General features: G+C 39.9%; 22 protein-coding genes. 10 read left to right on the forward strand and 12 right to left on the reverse strand.

Features of this window, described 5'->3' with window-relative positions:
- Positions 1 to 15: 15 nt before the first annotated feature.
- The 3 genes from EHQ59_RS03520 to EHQ59_RS03530 form a co-directional block, all read right to left on the reverse strand.
- The gene (locus tag EHQ59_RS03520) at positions 16 to 1,425 is read right to left on the reverse strand and encodes a non-ribosomal peptide synthetase (RefSeq protein WP_135617769.1); all 1,410 of its coding nucleotides are present in this window, start codon (positions 1,423 to 1,425) and stop codon (positions 16 to 18) included.
- A 63-nt stretch (positions 1,426 to 1,488) separates the two neighbouring features.
- Positions 1,489 to 3,252 carry an LruC domain-containing protein gene (locus EHQ59_RS03525; RefSeq protein ID WP_135617770.1) on the reverse strand — a complete coding sequence of 588 codons (1,764 nt, stop codon included), beginning with the start codon at positions 3,250 to 3,252 and terminating at the stop codon, positions 1,489 to 1,491.
- Between the two features lie 168 nt (positions 3,253 to 3,420).
- Positions 3,421 to 4,149 carry a ubiquinone/menaquinone biosynthesis methyltransferase gene (locus tag EHQ59_RS03530; protein ID WP_167481372.1) on the reverse strand — a complete coding sequence of 243 codons (729 nt, stop codon included), beginning with the start codon at positions 4,147 to 4,149 and terminating at the stop codon, positions 3,421 to 3,423.
- Positions 4,150 to 4,165: 16 nt separating this feature from the next.
- Between EHQ59_RS03530 and EHQ59_RS03535 the strand changes: the two genes are divergently transcribed.
- Together EHQ59_RS03535 and EHQ59_RS03540 are read left to right on the forward strand one after the other, a co-directional pair.
- Positions 4,166 to 4,630: a MotA/TolQ/ExbB proton channel family protein gene (locus EHQ59_RS03535; protein ID WP_135617772.1), complete on the forward strand. Its 465-nt coding sequence runs from the start codon at positions 4,166 to 4,168 to the stop codon at positions 4,628 to 4,630.
- Complete coding sequence (locus EHQ59_RS03540) at positions 4,627 to 5,022, forward strand: ExbD/TolR family protein (RefSeq protein ID WP_135617773.1); 396 nt, start codon at positions 4,627 to 4,629, stop codon at positions 5,020 to 5,022. The genes EHQ59_RS03535 and EHQ59_RS03540 overlap by 4 nt, the downstream gene beginning before the upstream one ends.
- Here EHQ59_RS03540 and EHQ59_RS03545 read toward each other — a convergent pair.
- Together EHQ59_RS03545 and EHQ59_RS03550 are read right to left on the reverse strand one after the other, a co-directional pair.
- Positions 5,019 to 7,013 (reverse strand): PAS domain-containing sensor histidine kinase, encoded by a 1,995-nt coding sequence (locus tag EHQ59_RS03545; protein WP_135617774.1) that lies wholly within the window; start codon positions 7,011 to 7,013, stop codon positions 5,019 to 5,021. The genes EHQ59_RS03540 and EHQ59_RS03545 overlap by 4 nt on opposite strands.
- Positions 7,010 to 8,143: a PP2C family protein-serine/threonine phosphatase gene (locus tag EHQ59_RS03550; RefSeq protein ID WP_135617775.1), complete on the reverse strand. Its 1,134-nt coding sequence runs from the start codon at positions 8,141 to 8,143 to the stop codon at positions 7,010 to 7,012. Before EHQ59_RS03550 ends, EHQ59_RS03545 begins: the two co-directional genes overlap by 4 nt.
- Positions 8,144 to 8,217: 74 nt before the next feature.
- Here EHQ59_RS03550 and dinB point away from each other — a divergent pair, with 74 nt between their 5' ends.
- From dinB to EHQ59_RS03565, 3 genes are all read left to right on the forward strand, one after another.
- A complete protein-coding gene (dinB, locus tag EHQ59_RS03555; protein WP_135617776.1) occupies positions 8,218 to 9,294 on the forward strand; it encodes a DNA polymerase IV in 1,077 nt (358 codons plus the stop codon).
- 3 nt (positions 9,295 to 9,297) lie between these two features.
- Complete coding sequence (locus EHQ59_RS03560; RefSeq protein ID WP_135617777.1) at positions 9,298 to 9,999, forward strand: alpha/beta hydrolase; 702 nt, start codon at positions 9,298 to 9,300, stop codon at positions 9,997 to 9,999.
- A 72-nt stretch (positions 10,000 to 10,071) separates the two neighbouring features.
- Positions 10,072 to 10,830 (forward strand): DUF547 domain-containing protein, encoded by a 759-nt coding sequence (locus EHQ59_RS03565; RefSeq protein WP_135617778.1) that lies wholly within the window; start codon positions 10,072 to 10,074, stop codon positions 10,828 to 10,830.
- A 182-nt stretch (positions 10,831 to 11,012) separates the two neighbouring features.
- Here EHQ59_RS03565 and EHQ59_RS03570 read toward each other — a convergent pair whose 3' ends face one another.
- The 3 genes from EHQ59_RS03570 to EHQ59_RS03580 form a co-directional block, all read right to left on the reverse strand.
- Positions 11,013 to 11,429, reverse strand: coding sequence for an OsmC family protein (locus EHQ59_RS03570; RefSeq protein ID WP_135617779.1), 417 nt, complete (start codon positions 11,427 to 11,429; stop codon positions 11,013 to 11,015).
- 43 nt (positions 11,430 to 11,472) lie between these two features.
- Entirely contained in the window at positions 11,473 to 12,108 is a 636-nt protein-coding gene (locus EHQ59_RS03575; protein WP_135617780.1) for a peroxiredoxin, read from the reverse strand.
- A 120-nt stretch (positions 12,109 to 12,228) separates the two neighbouring features.
- Positions 12,229 to 15,003: an adenylate/guanylate cyclase domain-containing protein gene (locus EHQ59_RS03580; protein WP_135617937.1), complete on the reverse strand. Its 2,775-nt coding sequence runs from the start codon at positions 15,001 to 15,003 to the stop codon at positions 12,229 to 12,231.
- 188 nt (positions 15,004 to 15,191) lie between these two features.
- Here EHQ59_RS03580 and sthA point away from each other — a divergent pair, with 188 nt between their 5' ends.
- The 4 genes from sthA (at position 15,192) to EHQ59_RS03600 (ending at position 18,885) form a co-directional block, all read left to right on the forward strand.
- Positions 15,192 to 16,595, forward strand: a complete 1,404-nt coding sequence (gene sthA / locus EHQ59_RS03585) for a Si-specific NAD(P)(+) transhydrogenase (protein WP_135617781.1) — start codon at positions 15,192 to 15,194, stop codon at positions 16,593 to 16,595.
- 123 nt (positions 16,596 to 16,718) lie between these two features.
- On the forward strand, positions 16,719 to 17,216 hold the full coding sequence (locus EHQ59_RS03590) for an RNA polymerase sigma factor (RefSeq protein WP_135617782.1): 498 nt from the start codon (positions 16,719 to 16,721) through the stop codon (positions 17,214 to 17,216).
- Positions 17,217 to 17,223: 7 nt separating this feature from the next.
- The gene (locus EHQ59_RS03595; protein WP_135617783.1) at positions 17,224 to 18,267 is read left to right on the forward strand and encodes a FecR family protein; all 1,044 of its coding nucleotides are present in this window, start codon (positions 17,224 to 17,226) and stop codon (positions 18,265 to 18,267) included.
- Between the two features lie 78 nt (positions 18,268 to 18,345).
- Positions 18,346 to 18,885: a HAMP domain-containing protein gene (locus EHQ59_RS03600; RefSeq protein ID WP_135617784.1), complete on the forward strand. Its 540-nt coding sequence runs from the start codon at positions 18,346 to 18,348 to the stop codon at positions 18,883 to 18,885.
- A gap of 578 nt (positions 18,886 to 19,463) precedes the next feature.
- On the opposite strand, the gene EHQ59_RS17815 is transcribed toward EHQ59_RS03600, so the two are convergent.
- The 3 genes from EHQ59_RS17815 to EHQ59_RS03615 all read right to left on the reverse strand — a co-directional run bounded on the left by EHQ59_RS17815 (position 19,464) and on the right by EHQ59_RS03615 (position 23,380).
- Entirely contained in the window at positions 19,464 to 19,646 is a 183-nt protein-coding gene (locus EHQ59_RS17815; protein WP_244245367.1) for a hypothetical protein, read from the reverse strand.
- A 303-nt stretch (positions 19,647 to 19,949) separates the two neighbouring features.
- The gene (locus EHQ59_RS03610; RefSeq protein WP_135617786.1) at positions 19,950 to 20,480 is read right to left on the reverse strand and encodes a hypothetical protein; all 531 of its coding nucleotides are present in this window, start codon (positions 20,478 to 20,480) and stop codon (positions 19,950 to 19,952) included.
- 11 nt (positions 20,481 to 20,491) lie between these two features.
- Positions 20,492 to 23,380, reverse strand: coding sequence for a choice-of-anchor D domain-containing protein (locus EHQ59_RS03615; RefSeq protein WP_135617787.1), 2,889 nt, complete (start codon positions 23,378 to 23,380; stop codon positions 20,492 to 20,494).
- Positions 23,381 to 23,681: 301 nt separating this feature from the next.
- Between EHQ59_RS03615 and EHQ59_RS03620 the strand changes: the two genes are divergently transcribed.
- Positions 23,682 to 24,422 (forward strand): lysoplasmalogenase family protein, encoded by a 741-nt coding sequence (locus tag EHQ59_RS03620; RefSeq protein ID WP_135617788.1) that lies wholly within the window; start codon positions 23,682 to 23,684, stop codon positions 24,420 to 24,422.
- Between the two features lie 80 nt (positions 24,423 to 24,502).
- On the opposite strand, the gene EHQ59_RS03625 is transcribed toward EHQ59_RS03620, so the two are convergent.
- Complete coding sequence (locus EHQ59_RS03625; RefSeq protein ID WP_135617789.1) at positions 24,503 to 25,351, reverse strand: methylated-DNA--[protein]-cysteine S-methyltransferase; 849 nt, start codon at positions 25,349 to 25,351, stop codon at positions 24,503 to 24,505.
- Positions 25,352 to 25,437 lie beyond the last annotated feature (86 nt).

The raw sequence follows: 25,437 nt of genomic DNA on the forward strand, positions 1-25,437 counted from the left end.
GAAGGACCATTCGATTCATTGTAAATAGAGTTTCTCTTTTACATACTCTTCCAAACCAGAAAGGCTAACAAAATAACTTGTTTGTTTGTCTTCTTCTGGGATCTTCGTTCCCAATTTTTCTTCTAACTTCATCATCATTTCTGTAAACAAAATCGAATCCATCCCACAATCATATACCAAATGGTCATTTGGTTTTGGTTCATAACCGAGAATGGACTTAAGGATGATTCCGATAGGAGTATTTGCATCTATGGAGACAGGAATTTTGCTATTTTCCTGTAGTTGTTTTAATCGGATCAATTCCTCTAAACAAAGTTTGGTGATCGTCCTATAGTCTGTTTTCCCATTCGGAAGTTTGGGAATGGTGTTTTGGATCACAATCACCCTCGGCACATGGCTTGTTGGGAGTTCATTGCGGAGAGTGCGATATAACTCATCCAAAGGAATGGTGGAATTGGTAAAAAGTCCGATGGTATCTCCTGATTCCTGTTGTATGGGAACCGATACAAATTGTCCATCCAGTCCAAGTCCTAAAATTTCTGATTCAATGCGGTCGAGAGAAACACGTTTTCCTTTGTGTTTGATGATGCGATCTTTTCTGCCTAATAGGTAAAACCCAAGTTCACTTGTATCACCTAAATCACCAGTCGCATAATATTTGTCTGGTGGCAAGGAAACAAGTTCCCAATCTTTGTTTTGGAACGTATAAAAACTTTGGGATAAAAACGGACTTTGGATGAGAAGTTCCTTCTCTTCGCCTTCTCCTACCAAGTGAAACTTCACTTCCTCTAAGAGTTGGAATCGATTTTGACGCAGTGGATCGCGGTATCCCATTCCCCCTGTCTCCGTAGACCCATAAATTTCCAAAAGGGAAATTCCTCCTCTGTCTCGTAACTCACGAGCTAGGGGCACAGGAAATTTCATACCGGATACAATCGCTCGTTCTGGGAGAGGTTTCCTTTGTGTCACCGCGAATTGCAATTGCGGCGCAGAGGTGATCCAGAGGGAGGGAGACTTGGACTCCCTTTCCCTTGGTTCTGTCATAATGGGGAGATCTAATGCCTTTGGTAACAAATACCCCCAGAGGAGGCCGTACAAATGGCAGAAGGGCACTTGTACAATGACTTCCTCTATGTCTTGGAAAAAGGTTAGGAATTCTGCATGATGAAGCCACACATCTAGTTCTCTTTGGATTTGCTCCAGGTCCTTGGGAACGAGTTTCGGAAGACCAGTAGAACCCGAGGTGACCAAACAAAAAGACTTTGGGTGGGAAAGAGTGGGAAGTGGGAAGGTTGTGAGATCTGTTTCGAGTTTGGTTCCTTGCCACAAAGGGTCTACAAGGATGGGATGATTTGTTTCTAAGTCTCTTTTAAAATTTCCAGATAAAAAGTAATCAGTGTCAGCAAACCGTAAGAGGGAGGCCATAAAACAAAAATCCTCCCCCCAAGGATTTGGAGGAAGGATTTCTTTTGGAAGGTAGGTTTGTTTTTAAGCGGCTTTTGGATTTCCCATTCGTCGCTTCATGAGAAAACCTAAGGCAGCTCCCACCACAATCAAACTTGCTGATACTTCCAAAGCGTTTTTGCGAACCGCTTTGATTAAGTATGCAGTAAATCCATTGTCAGTATAGAAGTCGCTCACTCTTACCACATAAGATGGTCGGTTTGGCGCAGGGATTTGGTCTATGTGTAAGTACCAATCTTTATGTGCCACACCATTGGAGTGCATCCAAGAGTTGAAGAAAATGTAACCGGAAGTAGATGGTTTTCTGATGTCAGCACCTTCTGTTGGGTGGTTGAATACACCTGGAACAATGATGGCCCAAGGGAAACCATTTTTGTCTAGGAAAGCATCTTTTCCTTTTGCATCTTTGAAGTACCCTGGACGGAAGATTTGTCTAAACACACCATCCGTCTTTTGGTTGATTGCTAGGAAGTAATTGAGGTGTCCCCCAACCAGGTTCTTCGTTGCATTTAAATCCACTGGTTCTTCGAAAGTAATAGTCACTTGAGCAGTCACACCTCGAACAAAGTCATTGATGGTAAAGGTTGATCCTGCAGAAGGAGCATTCTTTTTGCCAAACAATGTTTTGTCAGAACTTGGTAGAATGAGCACTCCACGTTTGAGTTGTGCAGAAGTTAACGTTCCGCCAGTGCAATCACCTGCTGCATTCGCAGTGTATTTTGGTGCGCTAGCACATCCATTCCATGGGTTTCCGTTTCCATCTACATAACTGATTTGAACGTTCGCATTGGTTGGAACATCAAGTGAAAGTCTGAGTTCGTGGTTGTATCCTGCACCTTTTGCAACGTGAGTGTAAGTTCCACGAATCGTTTTCACCTTGTTTGCTGGAGTTTTGTCCATCTCTGTGCTAAACACAGTGGAGTGGTCGTTTAAGTCAGCATCCCCAGCAGAAGGGAATAAGTCTTCAAACGCGATTGTGTATCGACCTGATCTTGCAATTGCTGCAAGACTTGGATCATCTGGGAATTCATCGTAATTGTTTGCGATTCCATCACAGTCAGAGTCAACTGCTTGCACACAACCATTCACTGGTTGGAAGTTTGTTGTGTCTACGTTGACAACAGGAGCAACCACAACAGTTCCTTCGGAATTGTCACCAGTTGCTGGTTGTTGCACAGGAGCAGAACCAACGATCTCTACCACTTCACCAGTGGTTGGGTTTACACCCACGATGGTGATGTCAACAGAGACAACAGTGGGAGGAACACTGATAGGGATCGTTGCCGAACCATTTCCATCAGTCGTTCCAACTCCAACTACATTTGGTTCTCCCGTTGTGACGGATTCAGTTACGGTCACTGGTGCATTCACCACTGGACCAGATTCGTTTTCCACGACCACAGTCACTGGAACTGTAATATTTGTTTCAAAGTTAAAGTCGCCACCGTTTGTTTGGTCCACTACGTTTGTAGTCGTTTCATTGTTAACGGTAGTTGGTGCCGGTGTAGGCGCCGCAGGAGCTGGTGTAGGTGTGACCACGGAAGAATCCGAATTGCTAGTGTCGCCACCTGTCCCTTGGTTTGTGTCAGGACTAGTCACTTGGCTTGGATCAGTTGTTTCTAATCCAACGACGGTAAACGTACCATCTCCAGTATTGGTTGACGTTGTATTGGCCTGGGTTGACCCATCGCCGAGCCCTAAGAAGGGGAGTAATAACATTCCTTTTTTCTTATTGGAACAATCCACTAGAAAGAGAGGAAGCACCAAAAGAATGATCCATCGATTCATATTTTTTTCCTACCTGTATAGAGAATTAAACGACAAAGAGGGAAAATAATCAACATTGTTTTCAAAAAAATTAGGGAAATCCATGGGATTTCTGGGGGGATGTACGAACAGAATTCAAAAAAAAGTACAATTCCCTCCCATGATCAGACATAATTGCTGGAAATTAGGTCAATTCCCTTTTTTGGCTACGTGGGCGACGGCATTTCCGAAAACAAAATTTCGAAACCAAACTTCTTTGAATCCAACTTCGATGAGGATGGTTTGGAGTGTTTCCTGGTCGGGATAGGTTTTAGAAGAGTGTGGCAGGTAATCAAACATTTCGTTTTGTTTCCCATAGAGAAGGTATCCAAACAGGGGAACAATTTTGAAAAAGTAAAAATCGGCAAAGAATTTGAGAAAACGAGGACGCACACGACCCACATCCAAGTTCACAAACACTCCCTCTTTCTTTAACACTCGTTTGATCTCTTGCAAACACAAACGTAAATCGGAAACATTGCGAAGACCGAAACCCATGGTTACAATATCAAAACTTCCCTCCGGAAATTTTTTGAGGTTCATGGCATCACCCACAATGAGTTTTACTGGTTGTCCTTCCACTTTGGGGAAAGCATAGGACAACATTTGTTCCGAGAAGTCAAGTCCCACAACTGTTTCCAAATCTGGATCTAGGGAAAGTCGGTAGGTAATGTCTCCTGTCCCACAACATAAATCTAAGGCAGATTTGGCATGGGGAACGGAACGTTTTGCTTCTTTGACAACCCAGTCCTTCCAAATGCGGTGGAGGAAAAAACTATTCCAATCATTGAATCTGTCGTAGGCTTTTGCGATCCCATCAAAATTCTTGCGTACATATTCCGGTTTCTTTTCTTGGGAAGGCAGTTTGTATTGGTTCATAGAGGTCGATACATCCATGAATTGGACATTTTCAATTCCCGCAATTTTGATTTTTGTTCTGCTTTTTGCTTTTTCCCTTCTATCCTTTGCCAATTTCATCCGTTTGTACCTGGGATTTCGAAAATTAGAAAAAAAAGAAGTCAGAAAACAAATTTTTCCCACAGAACCGAAGGAAGTAGAGTTGGAATTATTTTTTTCTCCCCTGGAAAGAACCATTGATTGGTTTCCTACCATCGCTTCTGTCGCGATGTTACTTGGGCTCCTCGGCACAGTGATTGGAATCCATACAGCTTTTGGAGAAATGGAAGCCCAAGGGAAAGTGAGTTTAGAGGTTTTAGCTGGTGGAATCAAAGATGCCTTAAACACAACGATTGCGGGACTCTTTGTTGCCATTCCTAGTTTGTTATTCCTCCGCATTTGCGAAAACAAAATCCGATTTTTATCAGAACGATTGGTAGAAGACTTTTCCAAAACCCGATGAGAATTCGTAAACCCAAACAGAACACTAGTCTTGATATCAGCAGTTTGATTGATGTTTTATTTATTTTACTCATCTTTCTAATGTTAGCGGTTCGGTTTACAGAACCCACGTCCACCATCTCGATGGATTTACCAAAGTCCAAAACTGACAACTTTGGAAGCCAGACCTATGCATTCAAAATCCAATTAAAAGCATCTGGGGACATTTTTCTCAATGGAGAAAAACTGGATTTCAATTCGTTTCAGAAAAAAATAGAAGAACGAACGAACCGTGATGATGTGGTGAGTTTGGAAGTAGACAAACAATTAGAATTTGGAAATTTTGTGAACATCACAGACCTTTTAAAATCAAAAGGTTATGATAAAATTGATATCAAAACTAAAAAAGATTAACTATTGTTAGATTGTAGCAAATCAATCAAAAACTTATATCGTTTGTGTTTCACTTTTTCTAACAGAATCGATTTCCCTTTGTGATCGAGAGGAATGTTATTTAACAAATTGAGTAATTGACCAAAGTTTTGGATTTTGATGAGTTGCAAAATTTCCGATTTAAATTTAGCGGAATCTAAATTTAAAAATGTTTGTACAAATTCTTTTTCCGTTTCATCTACTTTTGTAATATGCCAAACATCTTTGGAGCTTGTGGGGCCAAGTTTTGATTTTTCTTTTAATTCTGAAGAAATTTCATTCACTTTCATGAGCGGTAACTCAAAACTAAACCTAGAACCTTGGTTCAAATCACTTTCTACTTGGATCATACCACCTAAAAAGTCAACTAACTGATGTGATATGGAAAGTCCAAGTCCAGTTCCTTCTTGGTAAGAACTGCCTTGTTCCGTTTGTTTGAATGCCTCAAAGATGGAATGGAGTTGGTCTTTGGGAATTCCAATTCCCGAATCTTTTACGATAAACCGAACCATTTCTATATTGGGATCTATTCCTGGTTGGATTTGCATTTCTAAATGAACAAACCCTTGGTTTGTAAATTTTAAAGCATTGCCAAGTAAGTTCACAAGGATTTGTTTTATCTTTTGTAAATCAGCTTCGTAAAAATGGTTTTCAATTTGATTTGGATGTAATAATTCAAATTGAATTTGTTTTTCTGCAAATCGATAGGAAAACATGGAAAATAAAGTATCCCATAATTGTACGAGAGAAAACTTCTCTTTCAATTCTGTCATTTTCCCTGCTTCAATTTTGGAAAGATCTAAGATATCATTGATCATCCCTAATAAATGAACTCCATTTTCGTATAAGGAATTGACATAACCTTTTAAGTGTTCGGGTAAATTGGGATCCTTACCTAAAATTTGTGAAAATCCAATCACTGCATGGAGGGGAGTGCGTAATTCGTGTGTGATTTTGGAAAAAAAGACAGATTTGGATTGGTTGGCTTTGATTGCCGCTTCCACTGCTTTTTGCAGTCTTTTGTTTTGTAATTGGATCTTTTGCGAATAGTCGTTTAACTTATCTTCTGCGATTTTGCGATCTGTGATATCAAAAACAGTGGATTTGCTAATCACAAAGTTCCCATTTTTATCAAAAGTAGGGATAGAGTTTAAACTCACAAAAAATGTAGATTTGTCTTTGCGAACAAATTCCAATTCAACACCTGTTAAAGTTTCGTGAGGGAAGGAATTCAAAATTTGTTGGAATTTGTCGAAACTACTTTCAGTTAACAAATCATTGATTTTAAAATTACCAACAATTTCTTCTCTTGAATAACCCAACCAATCAAGTTCGGTATCGTTGATGGAAACAACTACATTGTCTTTGTCGAGGGAATGGTAACCACAAGGTGCATTGTTATATAAATCTAAAATCCTTTCATAGGATTTCATTAAGTTTTCTTCTGCAATTTTACGATTTGTGATATCAATTCCAATCGACAAAACTTCGTAAGGATAACCAAATTCGTTTTTTAAAATACGATTGGACCAAGTCACTGTTCGTTTGTCATCGGATCCTACAAATACATCAAACTCTTGGCGTATGTTTTGTTCTGGTCTATGGAAGATATTCCATAATTGGCTTTTGATTTCGTTCGATTTTTCAAACGGAATGCGAAACAAATCAAGGACGAGGTCTTTGCCTTCTGCCATCTCTTTTCCCATTTGAAAAAATTCTTCTGCATATGGGTTTACAGAATGGATTCGAAAATCTGGACTCCAACGAATGATGATGGAATTGGCTGTATCATAAATATCTTGGTATTGTTTTTCTTTTTCTCGAATGATCCTTTCGATCTCTTCCGCATTGGTGAGATTTTTACGAAATAAAATTAATCTGAGTTTTTTTTCCCTACGATAAGCGTTACGATAATAATACGCGAAAAATAGTAGTGCCGCAGCAATGAGAATGGCAATGAGTTCGTCTATCATTTCACTTCTAACAGTAACATCGTCATATCATCTGCAACTTTTCCACCTGAGAATTGTAAAACTTGTTTTGAAATCGTATCTAAAAGTTCCTTGGAAGGAAGTTGGATATGTTCTTCCACAATTTCGGAGAATTTTTGGTCGCCTAAGTATTCTTCCTTTTCATTGGGAACTTCAAACATCCCATCCGAAAACAAAAACAAACGATCTCCCGACTTCAGAATGATATCTTCATTGGTAGTATTCAATTGGTTAGGGAACATCATCAAACAAAATCCTTTGGTTCCCAATTTTTGAATTTGGTTCTCGCGTAATAAAAAAATATGGTGGTGGCCCGCCATCGAAAAGGATAACAAATTTGCCTCAGCCTTATAACGGATGTACACGGCACTGATAAAATGGGTACTAATGAGAGGTGTTAAAGTATTATGAATCCAATACAAACATTCGCTAGGTGCTAAAAATGATTTGTTCATCGTTTTAAAAGTGATGATGGCCATAAGAGATACCATGGCCGCTGCAATACCATGCCCAGTCACATCTCCAAACAAAATATCTAAGTCCCCCGAAGGTAAAACATCATAGGTGATCAAATCTCCACCTACCAAATCCATTGGTTTGTATGAGGTATAAATTTCGTAATATGGGGAAGGTGGGAATTGGAAGGTAACCAATTTTTCTTGGTTTGTTTTTGCTAACTCTAAGTCCTTTTGGATTCCATATAATAAATTAATTCGTTCTTTTTCCAAAGTTTTGATTTTGATATGAGTGCGTATCCTTGCCAAAACTTCTGATTCTTGGAATGGTTTTGTGATATAGTCCACGGCACCTGTTTCCAATCCTTTGACGATGTCAGCTGTTTCGTTTAAGGCTGATAAAAAGAGGATAGGTGTATTTTTTTGGCGTTCCATTCCGAGTAGGCGGTTTGCGACTTCTAAACCACTGATGCCTGGCAAAAGGATATCGAGTAAAATCAAATCAAAATCCAAAACTTCTGCCAGTTCCAAAGCATACTCACCATCATAGGCAACCGCAACTTCATAACCTTGGCCAAGTAAAATATGGGTGATGATTTCCATATTGGTTTCGTTATCATCAACGACTAAAATTTTTGCGGCGGCTTTGGAATTCACTATGCAAAAAGCATCTGTACCAAAACTCTTTTGGCAAGGTTTTTTTGAAACATTAGGTTTCTTCTACTTCTAGCATGAGAAAGATTATTCACATCGACATGGACGCGTTTTATACATCTGTGGAACAAAGAGATTTCCCAGAAATGAGAGGAAAACCGGTTGTAGTTGGTGGTTCTCCGCATTCTCGAGGTGTGGTCTGTGCTGCCAGTTATGAAGCGCGTACGTTTGGAATTCGATCCGCCATTTCTTGTTACCAAGCGTATAAACTTTGTCCCGATGCCATTTTCACACCACCTCGCTTTGAAGTGTACAAATCCGTTTCGAAGGAAATTCGTTCTATCTTTTTAGAATACACAAACCTCGTCGAACCACTGTCGTTAGATGAAGCCTATTTAGATGTCACAGAAAACAAAAAGAATATTCCTCTTGCGAGTACCATTGCAAAAGAAATTCGAAAAAAAATTTGGGAAAAAACAGGTCTAACTTGTTCTGCCGGTGTGGCAACAAACAAGTTTTTGGCGAAGATGGCTTCTGAAAAAAACAAACCCAATGGTCTCTATGTGGTTTTGCCAGGTGAAGAAATTTCCTTTTTAGATGAACTTCCTTTGTATCAGTTTTACGGAATTGGAAAAAAGACATTTGAAAAATTACAACGTTTGGGTTTTTCAAAAGGGAAAGACTTACGTTTGGTAGAAGAGTCAATTCTTGTCAAAGAATTTGGTAAATCAGGCGCCGTTTTTTATCGGATGGCAAGAGGATTGGATGACAGAGAAGTGATTCCATACCGTGATCCCAAATCCATTGGTGTAGAAACCACTTTCACTCATGACTCGGATGATTTTTCTTATTTTTTACTCACCTTGGAAACTCTCGCAAAAGAACTAGAAATGCGAATGATGAAAAAAAACAAAAAAGGCAAAACTCTGACCCTCAAGGTAAAGTTTGAAGATTTTACGGTGAAACAAAAATCCATCACTTCTGATTCTGTTTTCTTCTTGGCAGACAATCTTTTCCAACAATCCTCGAACTTGTTGGCCACCGTTTGGAAGGAACACATTGACCCTCCCAAAAAAATTCGACTTTTAGGTTTGTCAGTCACCAATTTTTATGAAAAGGATACAAAAGGAGACCAACCCTCCTTATTCGGATAATATATGTTAGATGATGAAAGCGATTTAGAATCTTTAGGACCTTTAAAGGTATTACGAGTTAAAGGGGATCCAGATGCCCCTACAGTAGTTTTGTTTCATGGATACGGTGCCAGTGCCTTTGATTTGTATCCCATTCATGAAGTTTTAGTAACTGATCAAAAATTCAATTGGGTATTCCCTCATGGCCATTTGAGTATCCCACTCATGCCAGGTTATAATGGAAGAGCATGGTTTCCCATTGACATGGCCGCTTTAGAAGAAGCGATCCGCAAAAACGATTTCCGTAATTTTGCCGATAAAGATCCAGAAGGTATGGATATTGCTAGGGCATCCGCCTATTTGATGTTAGAGGCACTTGGAGTTCCATGGAACCAATTGATATTAGGTGGATTTTCGCAAGGTGCCATGCTTGCCACAGATCTCACTTTACGAAATGAACAAATGGCAAAGGGACTTCTCATTTTATCGGGTGCACTCGTGAACGAATCTCTTTGGAAGGACTTGGCTCCTAAAAAATCCAATTTGCGTTTTTTCCAATCTCATGGGGAATACGATCCCATTTTGGGTTATGCAAACGCGAAAAAACTCGAAAAATTACTCCGAAGTTCTGGATTGTTAGGGGAATTCATCGCGTTTCCTGGTGGCCACGAAATTCCAGCACCCGTTGTCCAAGGGATGAGCCGGTATTTGAATAGTTTATCCTAAATCAAAAAAACCTAAGATACGAAAATCCAATCAGATTTGGAAATCAAACTGTCTAAGGTCTGGATGGTTGTTATGAAACAGTTTTTCTCTTTTGTTTTGTTTGTGGGAATTTCACAGACAGTGTTTGCACAGAGTTTTGATCACAAACATAGTGTTTGGGATTCTTTATTAAAAAAACATGTGAAAAACGGTCTTGTTTCGTATAAGGGTTTTGTTTCGGATGTTTCTACTTTAAACGGGTATTTGGAGAGTTTAACGAAAGTTACCGATAGCCAATACCAATCATTCTCCGACAAAGAAAAAATGAGTTTTTTAATCAATGCATACAACGCATTTACGGTGAAACTCATTGTAGACCATTATCCAGTGGAAAGTATCACCGACATTGGATCGCCGATTTCTAAAATCAATTTAGCTAGAGGTATTCCTTGGAAAAAAGAATTCTTCAGTTTACTTGGGAAATCACGCCACCTGGATTGGATTGAACATGAAAAACTACGTAAGGATTTTTCAGAACCAAGAATCCATTTTGCCATTGTTTGTGCATCCATAGGTTGTCCCATCTTACAATCCGAAGCCTATGTACCGACAAATTTAGAAAAACAATTACAAACTGCTAAATTGGTTTTCCTAAAGAATCCAAAGAAAAACTCCTATGATAAAAGTACGAACACTTTGTACTTAAGTAAGATTTTCAATTGGTTCCAACCAGATTTTACAAAAAAAATGAGTTTAGTTGAATTTGTCCAAGATGGATTTGCCGAAACGATCAAACCAGATGCCAAAATCATTTATAATGAATACAATTGGGATCTAAATGAATTAAAATAACCAAAAACCCTGCTTTGATAAAACAAGGGCAGGAAAGCAGTGAATCCCAACTCAGGAATGAGTTCAAGTTTGGTTTGGATTCGTTCCCGTTGACTCGAACATCGGATGGGATGTTTGAAGTTCCCAATGTAAATGTTGGGATGCACAAGATGTAACGTTTTTTTTTGAATCGATTCTTTTTGTTACGGAACTAATTCCAATTCATATGTGATGGTGGCTGTTTTTTCCAATGTTTTGGCCACAGAACAATACTTTTCCAAACTGAGATCAATCGCTCGTTTCACTTGTGATTCTTGGAACTCTCCTTTCACAAAAAATTTCATATGAATTTTTTTGAAAAGATTGGCTTCTCCCACTTTTTCTCGGTCTGCCTCGACATCCACAGAGTAATCTTTCACTTCAATGCGATGTTTGTTTAAGATCATAATCACATCAATGCTACTACAACCAGCAAGACCCATTATGAGTAGTTCCATTGGTCTTGGTCCTGAATTTTTGCCACCAATCTCAGGGGAGGCGTCAATTCGGATGGAGTTTCCTGATTCATTCGTTGCTTCTAAGACAAAAGGGGATTCGATTCGTTTTAAGTGAATGTGCATAGTGATGAGTCTCGGGCGGGGTGAATTCCCCGCCACATTTCAACTATTTATTGGGTTGGGGTGTGTAACGTAAATAAGGTTTGATGGTACGAAATCCTTTTGGGAATTTTTTCTTTGCATCTTCGTCAGAAACAGAAGGGACGATGATCGTATCTTCACCATCTTTCCAATTGGCAGGTGTTGCCACACTGAATTGGGAAGTGAGTTGTAAAGAATCAATCACACGAAGTAATTCATCAAAGTTTCTACCAGTAGAAGCAGGGTAAGTCAAAGTGAGTTTCACTTTTTTATCAGGTCCAATCACAAATACGGAACGCACAGTAGTGGTTTCACTTGCATTGGGATGAATCATGTCATATAGATTGGAAACTTTTTTATCCGCATCTGCGATGATAGGATAGTTTACAGTCGTTCCTTGTGTTTCATTGATATCGGAGATCCAACCTTTGTGGCTGTCCACGGGATCAACGGAAAGAGCGATCACTTTTACATTTCGTTTTTCAAACTCAGGTTTGATTTTGGATACATACCCTAGCTCAGTTGTACAAACGGGAGTGTAATCTTTAGGGTGAGAAAATAAAATCCCCCAACTTTGTCCTAAGTATTCATGAAAGTCAATTTTACCTTCTGAGGTTTCTGCTTGGAAATTGGGTGCTTCATCGCCGAGTCGTAATGCCATCTCATATTTCTCCTAATGGGTGGGTTACTTCCCAATATTGAAACCTCACCCTCAATAGCAAGAAAATTATACAATTTATTAGATATTTTGTCTAGTTTAGCGGAAAATATCCCCGAATTCCTACTTTTTCGTTCTGGTAAATGACCCGTCCCAATCCAATTCCGGGGGAGATTCCAAATAGTATTGGCATCTTTCTAAGAGAAGTTTGCTTGCTTCATCCTGTGTTGCTTTGTGTAAGGATTCAAACTGAGTTTTTGAATCCGAAAACTTTCGATTAAAATAGGAAAAGAGAGCAGACTCGTAGGCATTCACAAACTTTTTCTCTTCTTCTGTTTCCTCTCCTTTTTTACACCTCACTTCGAAGAGGGTCACGGGTTTGGATTTCCCTTTTACGCGCACTGTATCCAGTTTTCTTGTGAAAAAATGATCTTTGATTTCATCGTGTACAAATTCCGAAACCAAAATACAAACTCCATAATCTTTTCCCGCTGCCTCAAGCCTTGCTGCTAAGTTGACAGTATCACCCATCATTGTATAAGAGGCGAGGGCATCCGTTCCCATAAACCCAACTTTCGCATAACCCATGTTTAATCCAATGCGGAATTTCATGTTGTGGGCTTCTGGGATATAGGAATTTTTTTGGATCCATTCTTTTTTCAGAACTTCAAGGCGGTCTCTCATCTCCACACTTGCCGAAACTGCTTTCAGACAATGGCTTTCGACATCGAGAGGAGCATTAAAAATCCCAACAATCGCATCCCCGATGTATTTGTCTAAAACCCCATCATGTTGTTTTAAGATCAGTGTCATCGCTGATAGGTATTCGTTGAGTAAGTCCGCGAGTTCTTTCGAATTGAGTTTTTCAGAAATGCTACTAAAACCAGCAATGTCAGAGAAAAAAGCAGTGATGACTTTTTCACTTCCTTGTTTTAATTTTTCCAAGTCTTTGAGTGCTTCGCCGACCACGACAGGATCCACCATACTACCGAGAACACCACGCATCTTCTCTCTTTCTTTGAGACCTGACACCATTTGGTTTAAGGCAACCGTTAAGTTCCCAAACTCATCATTGCCACCATCATCAAAATGTACATGTAGATTCCCTTGTCCCACATCTTCGGCACTGCGAATTATCTTTCGAATTTTTTGAACCACAACTCCAGAAATGAAAATCGCAAAAATGATGGCCACAAAGCAAATTGTAATCGCAGTGAAAACAATTTGGTTACGGTTTTCTTTGATGGCTTTGATGCCGTCGGTTCGATCCACAAGGGTGCGAATGAGTCCCGAAAAATTATCACGTAACACCATAATAGGAACATTTTCGGCTTCCAATAAATGAGTTCCGTCTAACTTCCACATGATTTCTTCTGACTCACTTCTCGAGTGGCCAAAACTTCCATCTGGGAAAAGTCTTTTTAATTCTTTTGTTGGAGTTTCTTGTTCAGCGGTGACGATCCATTTCCGAATTGCTTTCCAACGATTCCTTTGTTCTTCTCTGGCATCTGGGTCTTGGTAATATTTTTCATATTCCAAAGGATCTGTTTTGAATTTTAACAAAACCCAATCTTCCAAAGCCACATCCCGTAAACTACGTAAGGAATCTATTTTTTCGTTTAATTCTTTATTGGCTATGGGATAACGTAAGGAAACTTCTTCATAAATTTTATCCCTTTCGCCCACCAATTCATTGTAAGATTTATAGAAACTAGTAAAAAGTTTATCCTTTGCAGGTGGGATAGGAGGTTTTGCATTTTTTAGAAATTGGAGCCGGTCTCTTAATTTCGGAATGAGTTCTGACAACTCGTTTGTAATGCGATAATCTTCTTTGATGACTTCTCTATAGTCACCTAGCTTCGATTTCACGTTGATTAAATTAAAAGCACGTTTTGTGGAGTTTTGATGGCGGAATAGTGGGGAGTGGAGGGCTTGGATTTCTCGTTCCTGCCATTCATATACATATTGTTTTTCATTTTCATCTACAGCCGTAATATCGTCCGAGAGTTTTTGAAAGGAATCCACTAAACTATTTTCCATTTGGTCAAAACGATCAATTTTGGCTAGAGGGGATGTATTGTCGATGATCTGTGTATCAAAGGATGCGAGTGATGTTTCCCCTTGGATCATCGCTGACATTGGGAAAGTTTGGATTCGGAATAATTTCGTATCGAGTCCCAATTCTTCTAATTTTCGTTTTTTGGAATCAGCATAAAACTTAGCGATGTATAAATCTAATTTGGACTTTTGGTTCCGGATTTCCTTTTTGATATTTTTAATGTCTAAGTCCCATTTGGCTTTCGCTTCTGTTTCTTCTGGTGTGGGTTGTTTGATGATATCTAAATATTTTTCTTCATTTTTGACATAGGAGGATGCTAAACCAACTAAGGTATTCCATTCCTTTTCACTGAGATTACGATTGGAAGCCTCCCGTAATTGTTGGCGGATTTCGCGTTCTAAAACGTTAACATCATCTTTTGTCAGATAAACAGAAAAGAATGTATCCACTTTTTTAAACACTCTCGAAGTTCCAAGGGAACCAAAAAGATTGGTTTTGAATCCAAACACAGAAACAGTTTTTTTCTTGGTCACCAGTTTCTTCGTTTGGTATTTTTTGAGTTCTTCTTGTTGTTTCTCAATTCGAGATTTAAATTCTTCAATGCGAATTAGGTTTTGTGCAATGGATTCAATTTCCATCACAAGGCTTGCGATGAAATTTTTGGATACAGCCGCTTGTTTTTCATAACTCTCTGAGAGGATGGCAGTTTGTTGGCGTACTGTGATGATGGACAAAAGCAAAATGGTGAGAGCAATGAGTGTCCCCGTAAACCAAGCAAGTTTGGCACGAATCCCTTCCGAAAGGATTTTCCACACAGACAAGAGACCAGACTGAATCAATTTCAAGAATTTCATGAGCTTGTCTAAATTCTGGAACGGCAAAAGCAAAAAGCAAGATTTTTTGTCCTTCATTTTTCTCTTTGTTAGGTGGTCGTTCTTCCTAAATCAAAACTCTTATTTCCCCTCGACTGAGTTTTGTCCATTTTTGCTTGCTATTTTTCACTTTCTCGGTAGCGTTCTTTTATCCAATGTCTATCAATCGTTTTGATTTAATTGCTATCGGGGGCGGTCCTGCCGCTCAAAAAGCTGCCATCCAAGCAAGCAAACTCGGCAAAAAAGCCGCCATTATTGAAAAAGATCCTTACTTAGGTGGTGGTTGTGTCCACTGGGGAACGATTCCTTCTAAATCCCTCCAAGAAACGAGTCGGTTTTATCGGAATTTAAAACTCTCCAACCTTCACGGCATGCAGTCTCCCCAAACCAACAGTCTCACCTTACAAGAACTGATGTTTCGTGCGTCCACTGTCATTGAAAAGGAAGAGGATGTTACCCGTGAACAGATGATCCAAAACCGAGTGACAACGCTCACAGGTTGGGGGAAAATCATCGACAAAAACCAAGTGGAAGTCACGGACTCTGCTGGCAGAAAAAAAGTATACGAAACGGAAAACATCCTCATCGCTACAGGAAGTAGCCCCAGACGTCCAACGAATGAAAACATTCCTTTTGAAGATGGACTTGTTTATGATAGCGATGGACTTTTTGCCATGAAAAAAATGCCGAGTTCGATTGCGGTGGTTGGGGCAGGGATCATCGGTTCTGAATATGCGACCATTTTTTCTCATATTGGTGTGAAGGTTCATCTTTTCGATTCCCAAAGTCGAATCTTAGGTTTTTTAGATGAAGACATTTCCAATGAGATGACACGCATCATGCAAAATGTGGGAATCCAAATCCATGTGGATACTTCCATCACGAGTTACAAAAAAATTTCAGACGAAGAAGGATTTGAACTCACAACAAACAAGGGTGAGGTGATCCTTGTCAACCAAGTGTTGATTTCACGAGGAAGACTTGGAAATGTTGACAATTTAGGGCTTGAGACTGTTGGCATCATCCCCAATGACAGAAAACAAATCCAAGTGAATGAAAATTACCAAACCACTGTTCCTAATATCTATGCTTGTGGAGATGTGATTGGGTTTCCTAGTTTGGCATCGGTCTCCATGTACCAAGGTGCGTACGTCGCAAAACATATGTTTGGCTTGCCGTCTGTTCCTGTTGATGCCGAAGAATTTCCGATAGGAATTTATACCTTACCTGAAATCGCGACCATTGGCCCCACAGAAGAAGCCTTACAGAAAAGAGGGGTCTCTTATGGTGTTGGACTTGCCAAATTTGATACTATCACAAGAGCTCAAATCAGTGGAGACCAAGTAGGTCTTCTCAAAATCTTATTTGATAAACCAAGTCGCAGAGTGCTCGGAGTTCATATCATTTCTGACAAAGCGACAGAACTCATCGCTCTTGGCCAATGTGTGGTCAACTTAAAAGCACCTATTGAGTACTTCACCGAACACATTTTTAATTACCCCACCATGATTGGGGCCTATAAAAATGCGGCCAATGATGCCCTTTTACGTGAAAAATAATCCAAGTTTCTGAGAATGAGTGCCATCCCATTTGTTTTCTTTTACAGAGAGGAATGGGATTTTACTTGTCAGAGACTCGGTTTTACGAACACATACAAGATTGTGTCCGACAATTCTGTCTCCATGAGTCAAATCTACGAAAGAAGTCATAAACGAATTTTTGACTTTCTTTATAAGTACACTCAAAATGCGGACACAGCAATGGATTTGATGCAAGATAGCTTTTTAAGTTTTCACAAACACTATGCCAATGCTGGTCTCTCGGAAGAGAAGTCTGTCATGGTTTTGTATACCATTGCTCGCAATTTATCGATTAATTATGCAAAAAAGTTTTCAACCTCTAGAGAAATTGCTTCTGATGAAATTGAGTTTCATAGCCATAACCCTAAATTGGAAACCAAAGCCGAATACCAAGACTTAGAAGATCGTCTGTATTCGTTTTTAGGAGAACTTTCAGAAGAAGAAAGGTCTGCCTTGTTACTCAAAAATGTCGAGGGATTTCAACTCGTTCAAATTGCGGAGATCTTAGGAGTTTCTGTTTCCACCGCCTCTAGGCTTGTCATCAAAGCCACTGAGAAAGTTTTGGCCATTGCAAAAAGGGAAAATCTGGTTCCAGATTAAACAACGAATGAACGAATTTGAAAAACAGAAACAGATCCAATCGTTAGAATCCCTGTTGCAAAAACCTTCTCAGGTCACAGAAACACGATCCTTCCCAAAATGGGAAGAGATGGCGACCCGTTCGATTCGTTACGAATACCAAGTTCCGAATCAAAACAAAAACAACATCATATCCTTTTTTAAAAAACCCATTGGTCTCACTTTTGTGGGTGGTGCTAGTTTTGCTTTGGCAGCGACATTCTTATTTGTTTTCTTAATAAAACCCGATCCGGAAAAAAACTTGGAAGTGGCCAGTGCTTCTGCTATGGAAGAACGAAGAATGGATTCCTTACCACTTCTTGTTTCGGTTTCACAAGTGAAAGGGACTGTCTTTGTCATTCCTTCTGGTAGCGCAACTCCAGTTCCCCTTATGGAAACATATAAACTCACTTCCGGTGATCGGATCACAACGGAAAAAAACTCTCAAGCAGACCTACATTTCGAAACAGGTTCTTGGATTCGAGTGGCGCAAGAGTCACAAGTAGCCGTGGATCTGATTCAAAAAACAAACGATGGGACAGTAAACCAAAAGTTTACCGTGAAACAAGGGAAACTCTTTGCCTCTGTCTCCAAATTATCGAAAGACAGTGACTTTGTGGTGCAAACCGGCGATCACCTTACACAAGTTCGGGGAACAGTATTTAGTGTGACCTATGATGGAAATACCGAAACTGTTGCTGTTAGAGAAGGGGCGGTTTCCTTCGGTGAATTGATTTTAAGTGCAAAGCAACAAGCAGTTGTTAAACAAGGGGAAGTTTTCCCAGTATCTCCTTCTCCTGTGACCACCAAAGAAGAAAAAGAACTAAAGGCTTTTTATACCCAGTCAATCCTGACAAAAGAATCCATGTTGTACAAGGAACATGCACGCCTAGAACTTGTCCGATTGGATAACGGAACCGAATACCGGGGAGTGATCTTAGGGCAATCGGAAACCCATTTGCACTTCAAAGGTTTGGACGGTGACATTGAAATTCCCATCCAAAACATCCTCGAAACAGAAAAAATCCGTTAAATCTCAGAAGTTTTTTGACAAATTTCCTTTTTCTGAAATTCTTTTTTCGAAAAGCACCATCACCACGCAAAGGAAACTATGCCAGAGAATCCCAAAAAAACATTTCGATTCCGATATCTCATCGATAAGGAATTCCAATTAAAATTTTTAGCCCATTATTCTCTTTTGTTTATCTCTGGAGTACTTGTGACCTTACTCTTCTTGTACTGGTTGAACCAATCCAAGTATGATGGTGGGGCTGTGTTCCGTCTGCGCCAAGATGCCCAAACGGTGTATTGGAAAGTCGAAAATGAAGATCCGGCTCCTGGGGAAGCGAAAGAAAAGTTCGTACCCAGAGAGATTTACCTTCCGAACTACGACCACCAATTGAATCTCTATACGATTCAGTTTGATGCGGTTGTGACACTTTCGGTTTTATACCTTTTACTCATCACCGTATTCTCTATCTTCAAATCCCACAAAATGGCTGGGCCTGTTTTTAGTATCAAACGATCTCTCCAAAGGATGGCTTCTGGGGAACCAATTGAAACGATCCGCATTCGTAAGGGTGACGAATTCCAAGAGCTTGTGGAAGTTTTGAATGAAGTGATCCAGAAGCGAATGAAAGAAGGAAAATAGAAAAGAGAAGATAAGTTTTCTATGTCACATGGTGACAGGGCGGCCCCCGCCCTGAATTGGGTGGTGGAGGCGGGCTTGTGGGCTTTCTTTTGCGGACTTCCCACCTAACACAGAATTTCAAAATCCGCAATCCAAACTCAAATTCCCACATTTTTTTTAATAATAAGTTCGCAGTTCCCCTTCGGTCAATTTTCGACAGAACAAATACATTTACTTTTGAAGCATTATTCTGATTTGAGATACTATGAATTATGAAGCAATATGCAACTTCCCATAATGAATCTTATGTCGCATTATATCAGTATCGTGTTGTGCAGAAAGGCACATCGGTAACACTTTAGATCACTCACATGGGTAACAGCAACCCATTTGATACGATTCCCTTTCTCTTAGGGCGCCTCGAATCGATTATTTCCTAAAACGTACCTTTGCAAATCGACCGCGCTTTTCGCTCCAATCTTTTCCGAGTCATTCGAATAAGAGAACAAAGCAGGCCAACTTGCGGGAAAAGATTTCCGCTGCAATCGCTGGCGCGGGGTCAAATCTCAAAACATTAACTAGTTCTAAGTAAGGGACCCTTACTTGGTTCCGCAGGCTTTTTTCTTGATGTCTTCACAAAGGTAAGAACCTACCAATCGCTCTGCATCACATTGAAATTTAGCCGCTGCCTTGGTTTCGGTACTCCCTGATATCGCAGAAGCCGATTCGGCACAAAATGTATAGGATTGGTAAACGACAAGAGAACAGGCCAAATAATCCAAGTCCGCCCTCTCACAAGCTTCGTACGACGGATTGGTTTTTGTACATTGACTTAGGGAAAATAATGTGAGAAATAGAAAACTAAATCGAAGGAGCACCACTGGTTGTTAGACAAAATGGGAGGCTTACAATTCAGGTTTTTTTTCTAGGAGCGCATTCCGTTCGACATAACGGATCGAGCCAAGCAGAGTTGATTTGGGTGAAAAATTTAAGGGAACTAATTTATTTTAATTAGTTCCCGCAAAGAGTACAACATTCTCGATTGATACTCTCTAATGCCGAAAGATTGACATTTAACGACACAATTACTGATTCGCTTTTTTCTTCATTTTGATATTTTCAGTAGCTTCTGTTTTTTCCAAATTTAGATTTAAATTCTTTTTAATTTTTGGATCTAAAAGTGTCCGGACTGTATCTCCAATCTTCGCATCATAGCGATATTGGTTTAGGTACGAATTCACTTGGTCTGCTTTTTTACCGATGAATCCATCTCGATAAGAACGGGCAGAAAACTTGCGCAAACTTGGATGAAGTGCTTGGTTTGCCACATTATTTTTAAGTAAGTTTTCTGATTCTCCGTCAGGATAATGAGCAAGAAGCATAATAGCTCTCTCTTTCACATAAATCCGAACCCCAGACTCTTCACTAAGAGTTCGAAGATAAGGTGCTGGGTAACTAACAATCGATTCCAGTGAACGTTTCATGACATCCAATTCAAGATGTCCTGTTTGACTTAAGATACGTTTGATCTTTTGGTAACGATTCGGATCCAATGCTTCTGCAAACAAAGTGGTTTGCAGAATGAGTAAGGTAAAAATTAGTTTCATCATTTTCATATTATAATTCCTTAATAAGTTAATGGGTTATTACGTAAGAGCCACCCTTGCTCTCCTGTGAGTTGTCCTTGGTCGGTCACACCGTCACCGGCCCAAAACATCAAATTGTATCCACCAGCACTCGTAAACGTGGTTCCAATACATTCGTCAATATCAACTACGCCATTCGGATAAACAGTATTCGCCAATGAAGATGCGCAAGATGGTGTGTCGCGAATCGGATCACGAGCATTTAGACCAGTTGGGGATGCGGCATTATATCCATTCCTTTCATTTGTATGGAAGAGACCAAGGAAATGTCCCGCTTCGTGGGCCATTGTATTTCCTAAAAACACCAAATCCGCATTGGAGAGAACTTCTCCAGGATCTCCAGAAGATCGGTGTGGTTCGATAAAAAGGATCATACCCGATTTTTTGCTTCCAGTAACACCAGGAAGTCCAGGAATTCCTGAAGAAATTCCAAGAACACCTCCAACTTGGCTTTCATCTGCGGTTAGATAAATATTAAGAGATGTCGCATCCTGGGCAGCACTTGTTGTAGTATAAAGCTTTGTAAGTGATGCTGCGACACTACCCGTGTCATCATCCAAATCAACTATGGTTTGAAATTCTGCTGCGGATACCGTGGTTGCTGTAAATTGAAGGTCAATTTTTACTGAATTTTGTGCATAGACTTGGATCATTCGATCCACTGCTGCCTGTACCCCTGCAATCGTTGGCGTTGCATACGTGCCATCTACGAAAATCAATCGAACATTCAATTTTTTACGATACGTCCAAACCTTATCCAATCCATGCGTGGAAGTTGTCCCTTCGGAAGAAGTGAATGCTTGGTCTTCCAAAAGCATTGGATTACAACTCGTTGCTGTAGTTATTGTCGCAGTTGTCGATTGAAACGAAACTGTAGAGTTCGGTTCAAACAAGAGTGCAAACGAAGAAGCAGGATTATAAGTTGGAATCGTTGATCCTCCTACAATTGTCAAATAATCATTCGAATAACGTGAATAAGGAATCATTCCTGACATAACAGTTGTACCAACAGAGTCTCTACTTTGCATGAGTGTAGTTTGAGTGAAATTATAGAAATAACTTAAAACCGCTGCCGATGGATTGGAATGAGGTTGATCCATATAATAAACTACACTTGGGGAAGTAGGTGAAATTGCAAAACCTAGAGTGCTTGCCCAATACAATGTTCCCCCTGTGATAGCTTGAGAGCCCACATTTGCATTTTTTGAGAATGTGTCAATTGTTGGACTGCAAGGAGAAGTTGGTTCATTCCCTGTCCCAGAAATATTCACAGTATACGTGCCTTCATTGCTATCATTGTTTGCGATTTGAAATGTAGAGGAACGTAGTCCTGTTGCCGTAGGGGTAAAACGCACTGTGAAAGTTAAACTGGATCCACTATTGATTGTACTTGCAGATGGTTGGCTTACAATTTGGAAATCCGAAGTGTTCCCGCCAACAATCGAAACTCTTGGAGTACCTGTTAAGTTTAAGGTAGCATTTCCTGTATTTTGGATTGTAACAGTAGTACTTGCACTTGCGCTTCCAACGCGAACTGTTCCAAAGGATGTCATTGATCCAGCACTTGCAATATCAACACTGTTTGCTATCAAATTGATTTCGGGAGCAGGAGCAGGTCCCGCTGTTCCAGTAATCGTAAATGTATAGGGATTCTCATTGGAATCATTATTTGCGATCGAGATAGAAGCAGTTTTCGCGCCTTCTGTAGTTGGACGAAAGCGAATCGAGAAATTACGAAACGAAGCACTCGCAATTGGAGTCGTAGGTTGGGATCCGACAAACTCAAATTGGTTTGCATCAGTGCCCGTGATTTGAACGTAGTTAGGAGCGCTCGTTAAGTTTAAATTGGCATTGCCTTGGTTTTGGATTCTAAAATCGATTGCCGTCGCATTTGTCACAGTAGCAGCAACAGTTGGAAAATTATAGGATCCACCATTTGCAATCGTCCCCAAATTACTAACTAAAACAACATTGATTTCAGGGGCGGGAGCTGCAGTAGCATTTCCTGAAAGATTGAGTACGAATGTAGACTCGTCGCCATCATTGGAAAGAATATTCACTACTGCTGCTTTGGTTCCCGTCGAACTTGGATTAAAACGCATCGTAAATGTAGTGCTCCCTCCAGCGGAGACACTTCTAGGGATTGTTCCTGGAGTGATCGAAAATTGAGAAGTATCCCCTGATACTAACGAAATATTAGATACGTCTAACGCAGCTGTACCTTGGTTGCGAATGGTTACCGTAACATCTGATCCGGTAAGACCTTCTTGTACGGAAGTAAAAGTATGAGTGTATCCACTGACTCGATCAACACTCGCAATGGTCAACGAAATCTCAGGTGTAGGGACAGGAGTTCCAGTTCCAGTGAGATTGATTTGGAAATTTGGTCTTGAAGGATCATTTGATGAAATCGAAATTTGAGCTGTTTTTTCACCTAAAGAATCTGGATTGAATTGGATCGTAAAATCAACAGTTTCATTGAATGATAATGAAAGATCAGAAGGCTGTGTGATCGTAAAGAGAGCCGCATGGGTTCCTGTTTTGGAAATCACATCAGGAACACCATTTAAATTTAAAGTTTGGAATCCATAGTTTTTGATCGAAAACACAACGGGGGTTCCTGGAGTTAATACCACTACTGAACCAATATTAGTAGTGGATGAATGTGTGATTTGGTTCCCATCACGAAACACTTGCAATTGGGGAGTTTCCGTCGGAGGGATTGAAGGGTCTGTGACGGTCGACGATGATGACCCTCCCCCAAAACCTAACAAAGCCAAGGCGGATCCGCCACCACCGCCCCCGCCTCCAGGGCAAGAAATCAATGTGAATAAGGAAATTAAGTAAATTAAAATGTTCTTTTTTTGCATTTGTATGGGACCAAAACTACGATTTTCGACCACTATGAATTCCCTAATGGAGTTTCGCAACCAGAGTGTATTTCGACCGAGGGAGTACAAACCGTTAGAAACGGTGCAAACGCGTTTTGAGAACGTTCATTCTGGTGCAGTTAGAATTTTTTTTAATGGGATAGCTCCATCTGAACTCGTTAGGAGTTTGTTCGTGTTATCCTTTTGTTTCAACAGCAATTGGATACTATATAGTAATGATTTTCACCACATTTAAAATCCATCTATTTGCCGTTTTTGGCATTCTATGTTAGAATGAAGTATGGTCTATTACCTCATTCTCACCGCCATTCCCTTTGCCATCGTCTCTGCTTTTTGTATCCACTGGTATACAATCAGTGAAGAAAGCGATCCAACATCACGTCTCAAAATTTCTCGTGGTGTATACTTTGGTTTTTCTTTCCAAGTCCTTGTATTTGCTTGGTTGTTATTCCAAATGGGACATGCCAGGTTTTCTTATCCTTTATATGCAATCGCATTCTCTATGCTAGGTGACTGGTTCAATTTACAATTCCCGTTGGCAAAAAAGTATATGAAAGACCCAGTTCTTGGTGGAATTTTTAGTTTTGCGATTGCCCAAGTGTTTTTCATCTTAGCGTTTCAAAAGCTCATCAGTTGGACTGAATTGTATTCAGGAACACAAAGTTACCTAGTCACTGCAGTTTTACTCATTTTGCCAGCTGTGATTTTTTATTTTCGAGTTTACAATCCCGAAAGATCCAAATGGGTGATGGCATCTGCATTTGTTTATGGTCTCGTGCTCTGTTTTTTTGTATCCCTCTGTATCAACGCCTATCTTTTGTATGGTGGTGTTTGGGTCTATTTAGCAATTGGTGCTGGCTTTTTCTTATTGTCAGATGCGGTTATGGGAGAAACTACGATCAACGGAACCAGGCATCCCAAGTGGGAATTCCAAGTTCCTTGGGTCACTTACCTGATTGCTCAGTGTTTATTACTAATAGGATTTTTTCTCGTCTCTCATACTCGTATGATTGCCCATTAAAACAGATCGTATTTTAAAAAAAATGGATCTCAAATTGAGATCCAAAATCCAAACGTTCGTTATGACCTATCTTATTTCAGTTATGCTTTTGGAGAAGTTTTTGCTTTCTCCCAGGCAATTAACATTGATTTTCGCAGTGGATCCCACCTGTAACCTCCAAACAAACCAGAGGATTGAATCACGCGATGGCATGGAATGAGGACAGCTATTGGATTTTTCCCAATCGCCGAACCAACAGCTCTTTGTGCCTTCGGGTATCCAATGGATTTCGCAATTTCACTATACGTGGAGACTGACCCCAATGGAATCTGGACTAGCGACTGCCAAACTTTGATTTGAAAGGGAGTTCCGTTAAGCGCTAAGGGGATCGGAGTTTTGGGAATGGCAAAGGTCTGAAAGTATTCTTTCACACTGGTATGTATAGGAGCTTCCTTCTCTTCCCAAATCGCATTTGGAAATTCATTTTGCATAAATTGAATGAGGGTTGCCTTATCTTGTAAAGAAGAAGTAAATTGGAGGGATTGGATTCCGAATGCGGAGGAAACAACAACCAAATCTCCAAAAATCGTAGGTATCGTTTCATAAAACAAAGAAAGCCCCTTCCCTCCTGATTTGTAAACCCCAGGTGTCATTCCTTCCCATTTGATAAATAAATCATGTAATCTACCAGATCCCGACAAACCTAAATCAAAACTTGTCTCGAGTAACGAATTCTTTTTTACGATTCGCTTAGCATGTGTTATGGTGACTGCTGCTAAAAATTGTTTGGGAGATACACCCACATATAAAAGAAATAGTTTTTGAAAATGGGAAGGACTGAGACCCGAAAGACTTGCCAAAGTATCCAAACTCGGTTGGGTTTCATGGTGGCTCACAATGTATTCTATGGAATTTTGAATGAGTTTGTATTGTTTTTCCTGAATATCCACCTGATTAGGTTAACCCAAACTTAGAGTCAAGGAAACCCGATTCTTGTGATTTTTAGAAAAAAATACAATTTGTTTGCATTTTTAGC

The organism is Leptospira kemamanensis, from assembly GCF_004769665.1.
GTDB classification, from domain to species: Bacteria; Spirochaetota; Leptospiria; order Leptospirales; family Leptospiraceae; genus Leptospira_A; species Leptospira_A kemamanensis.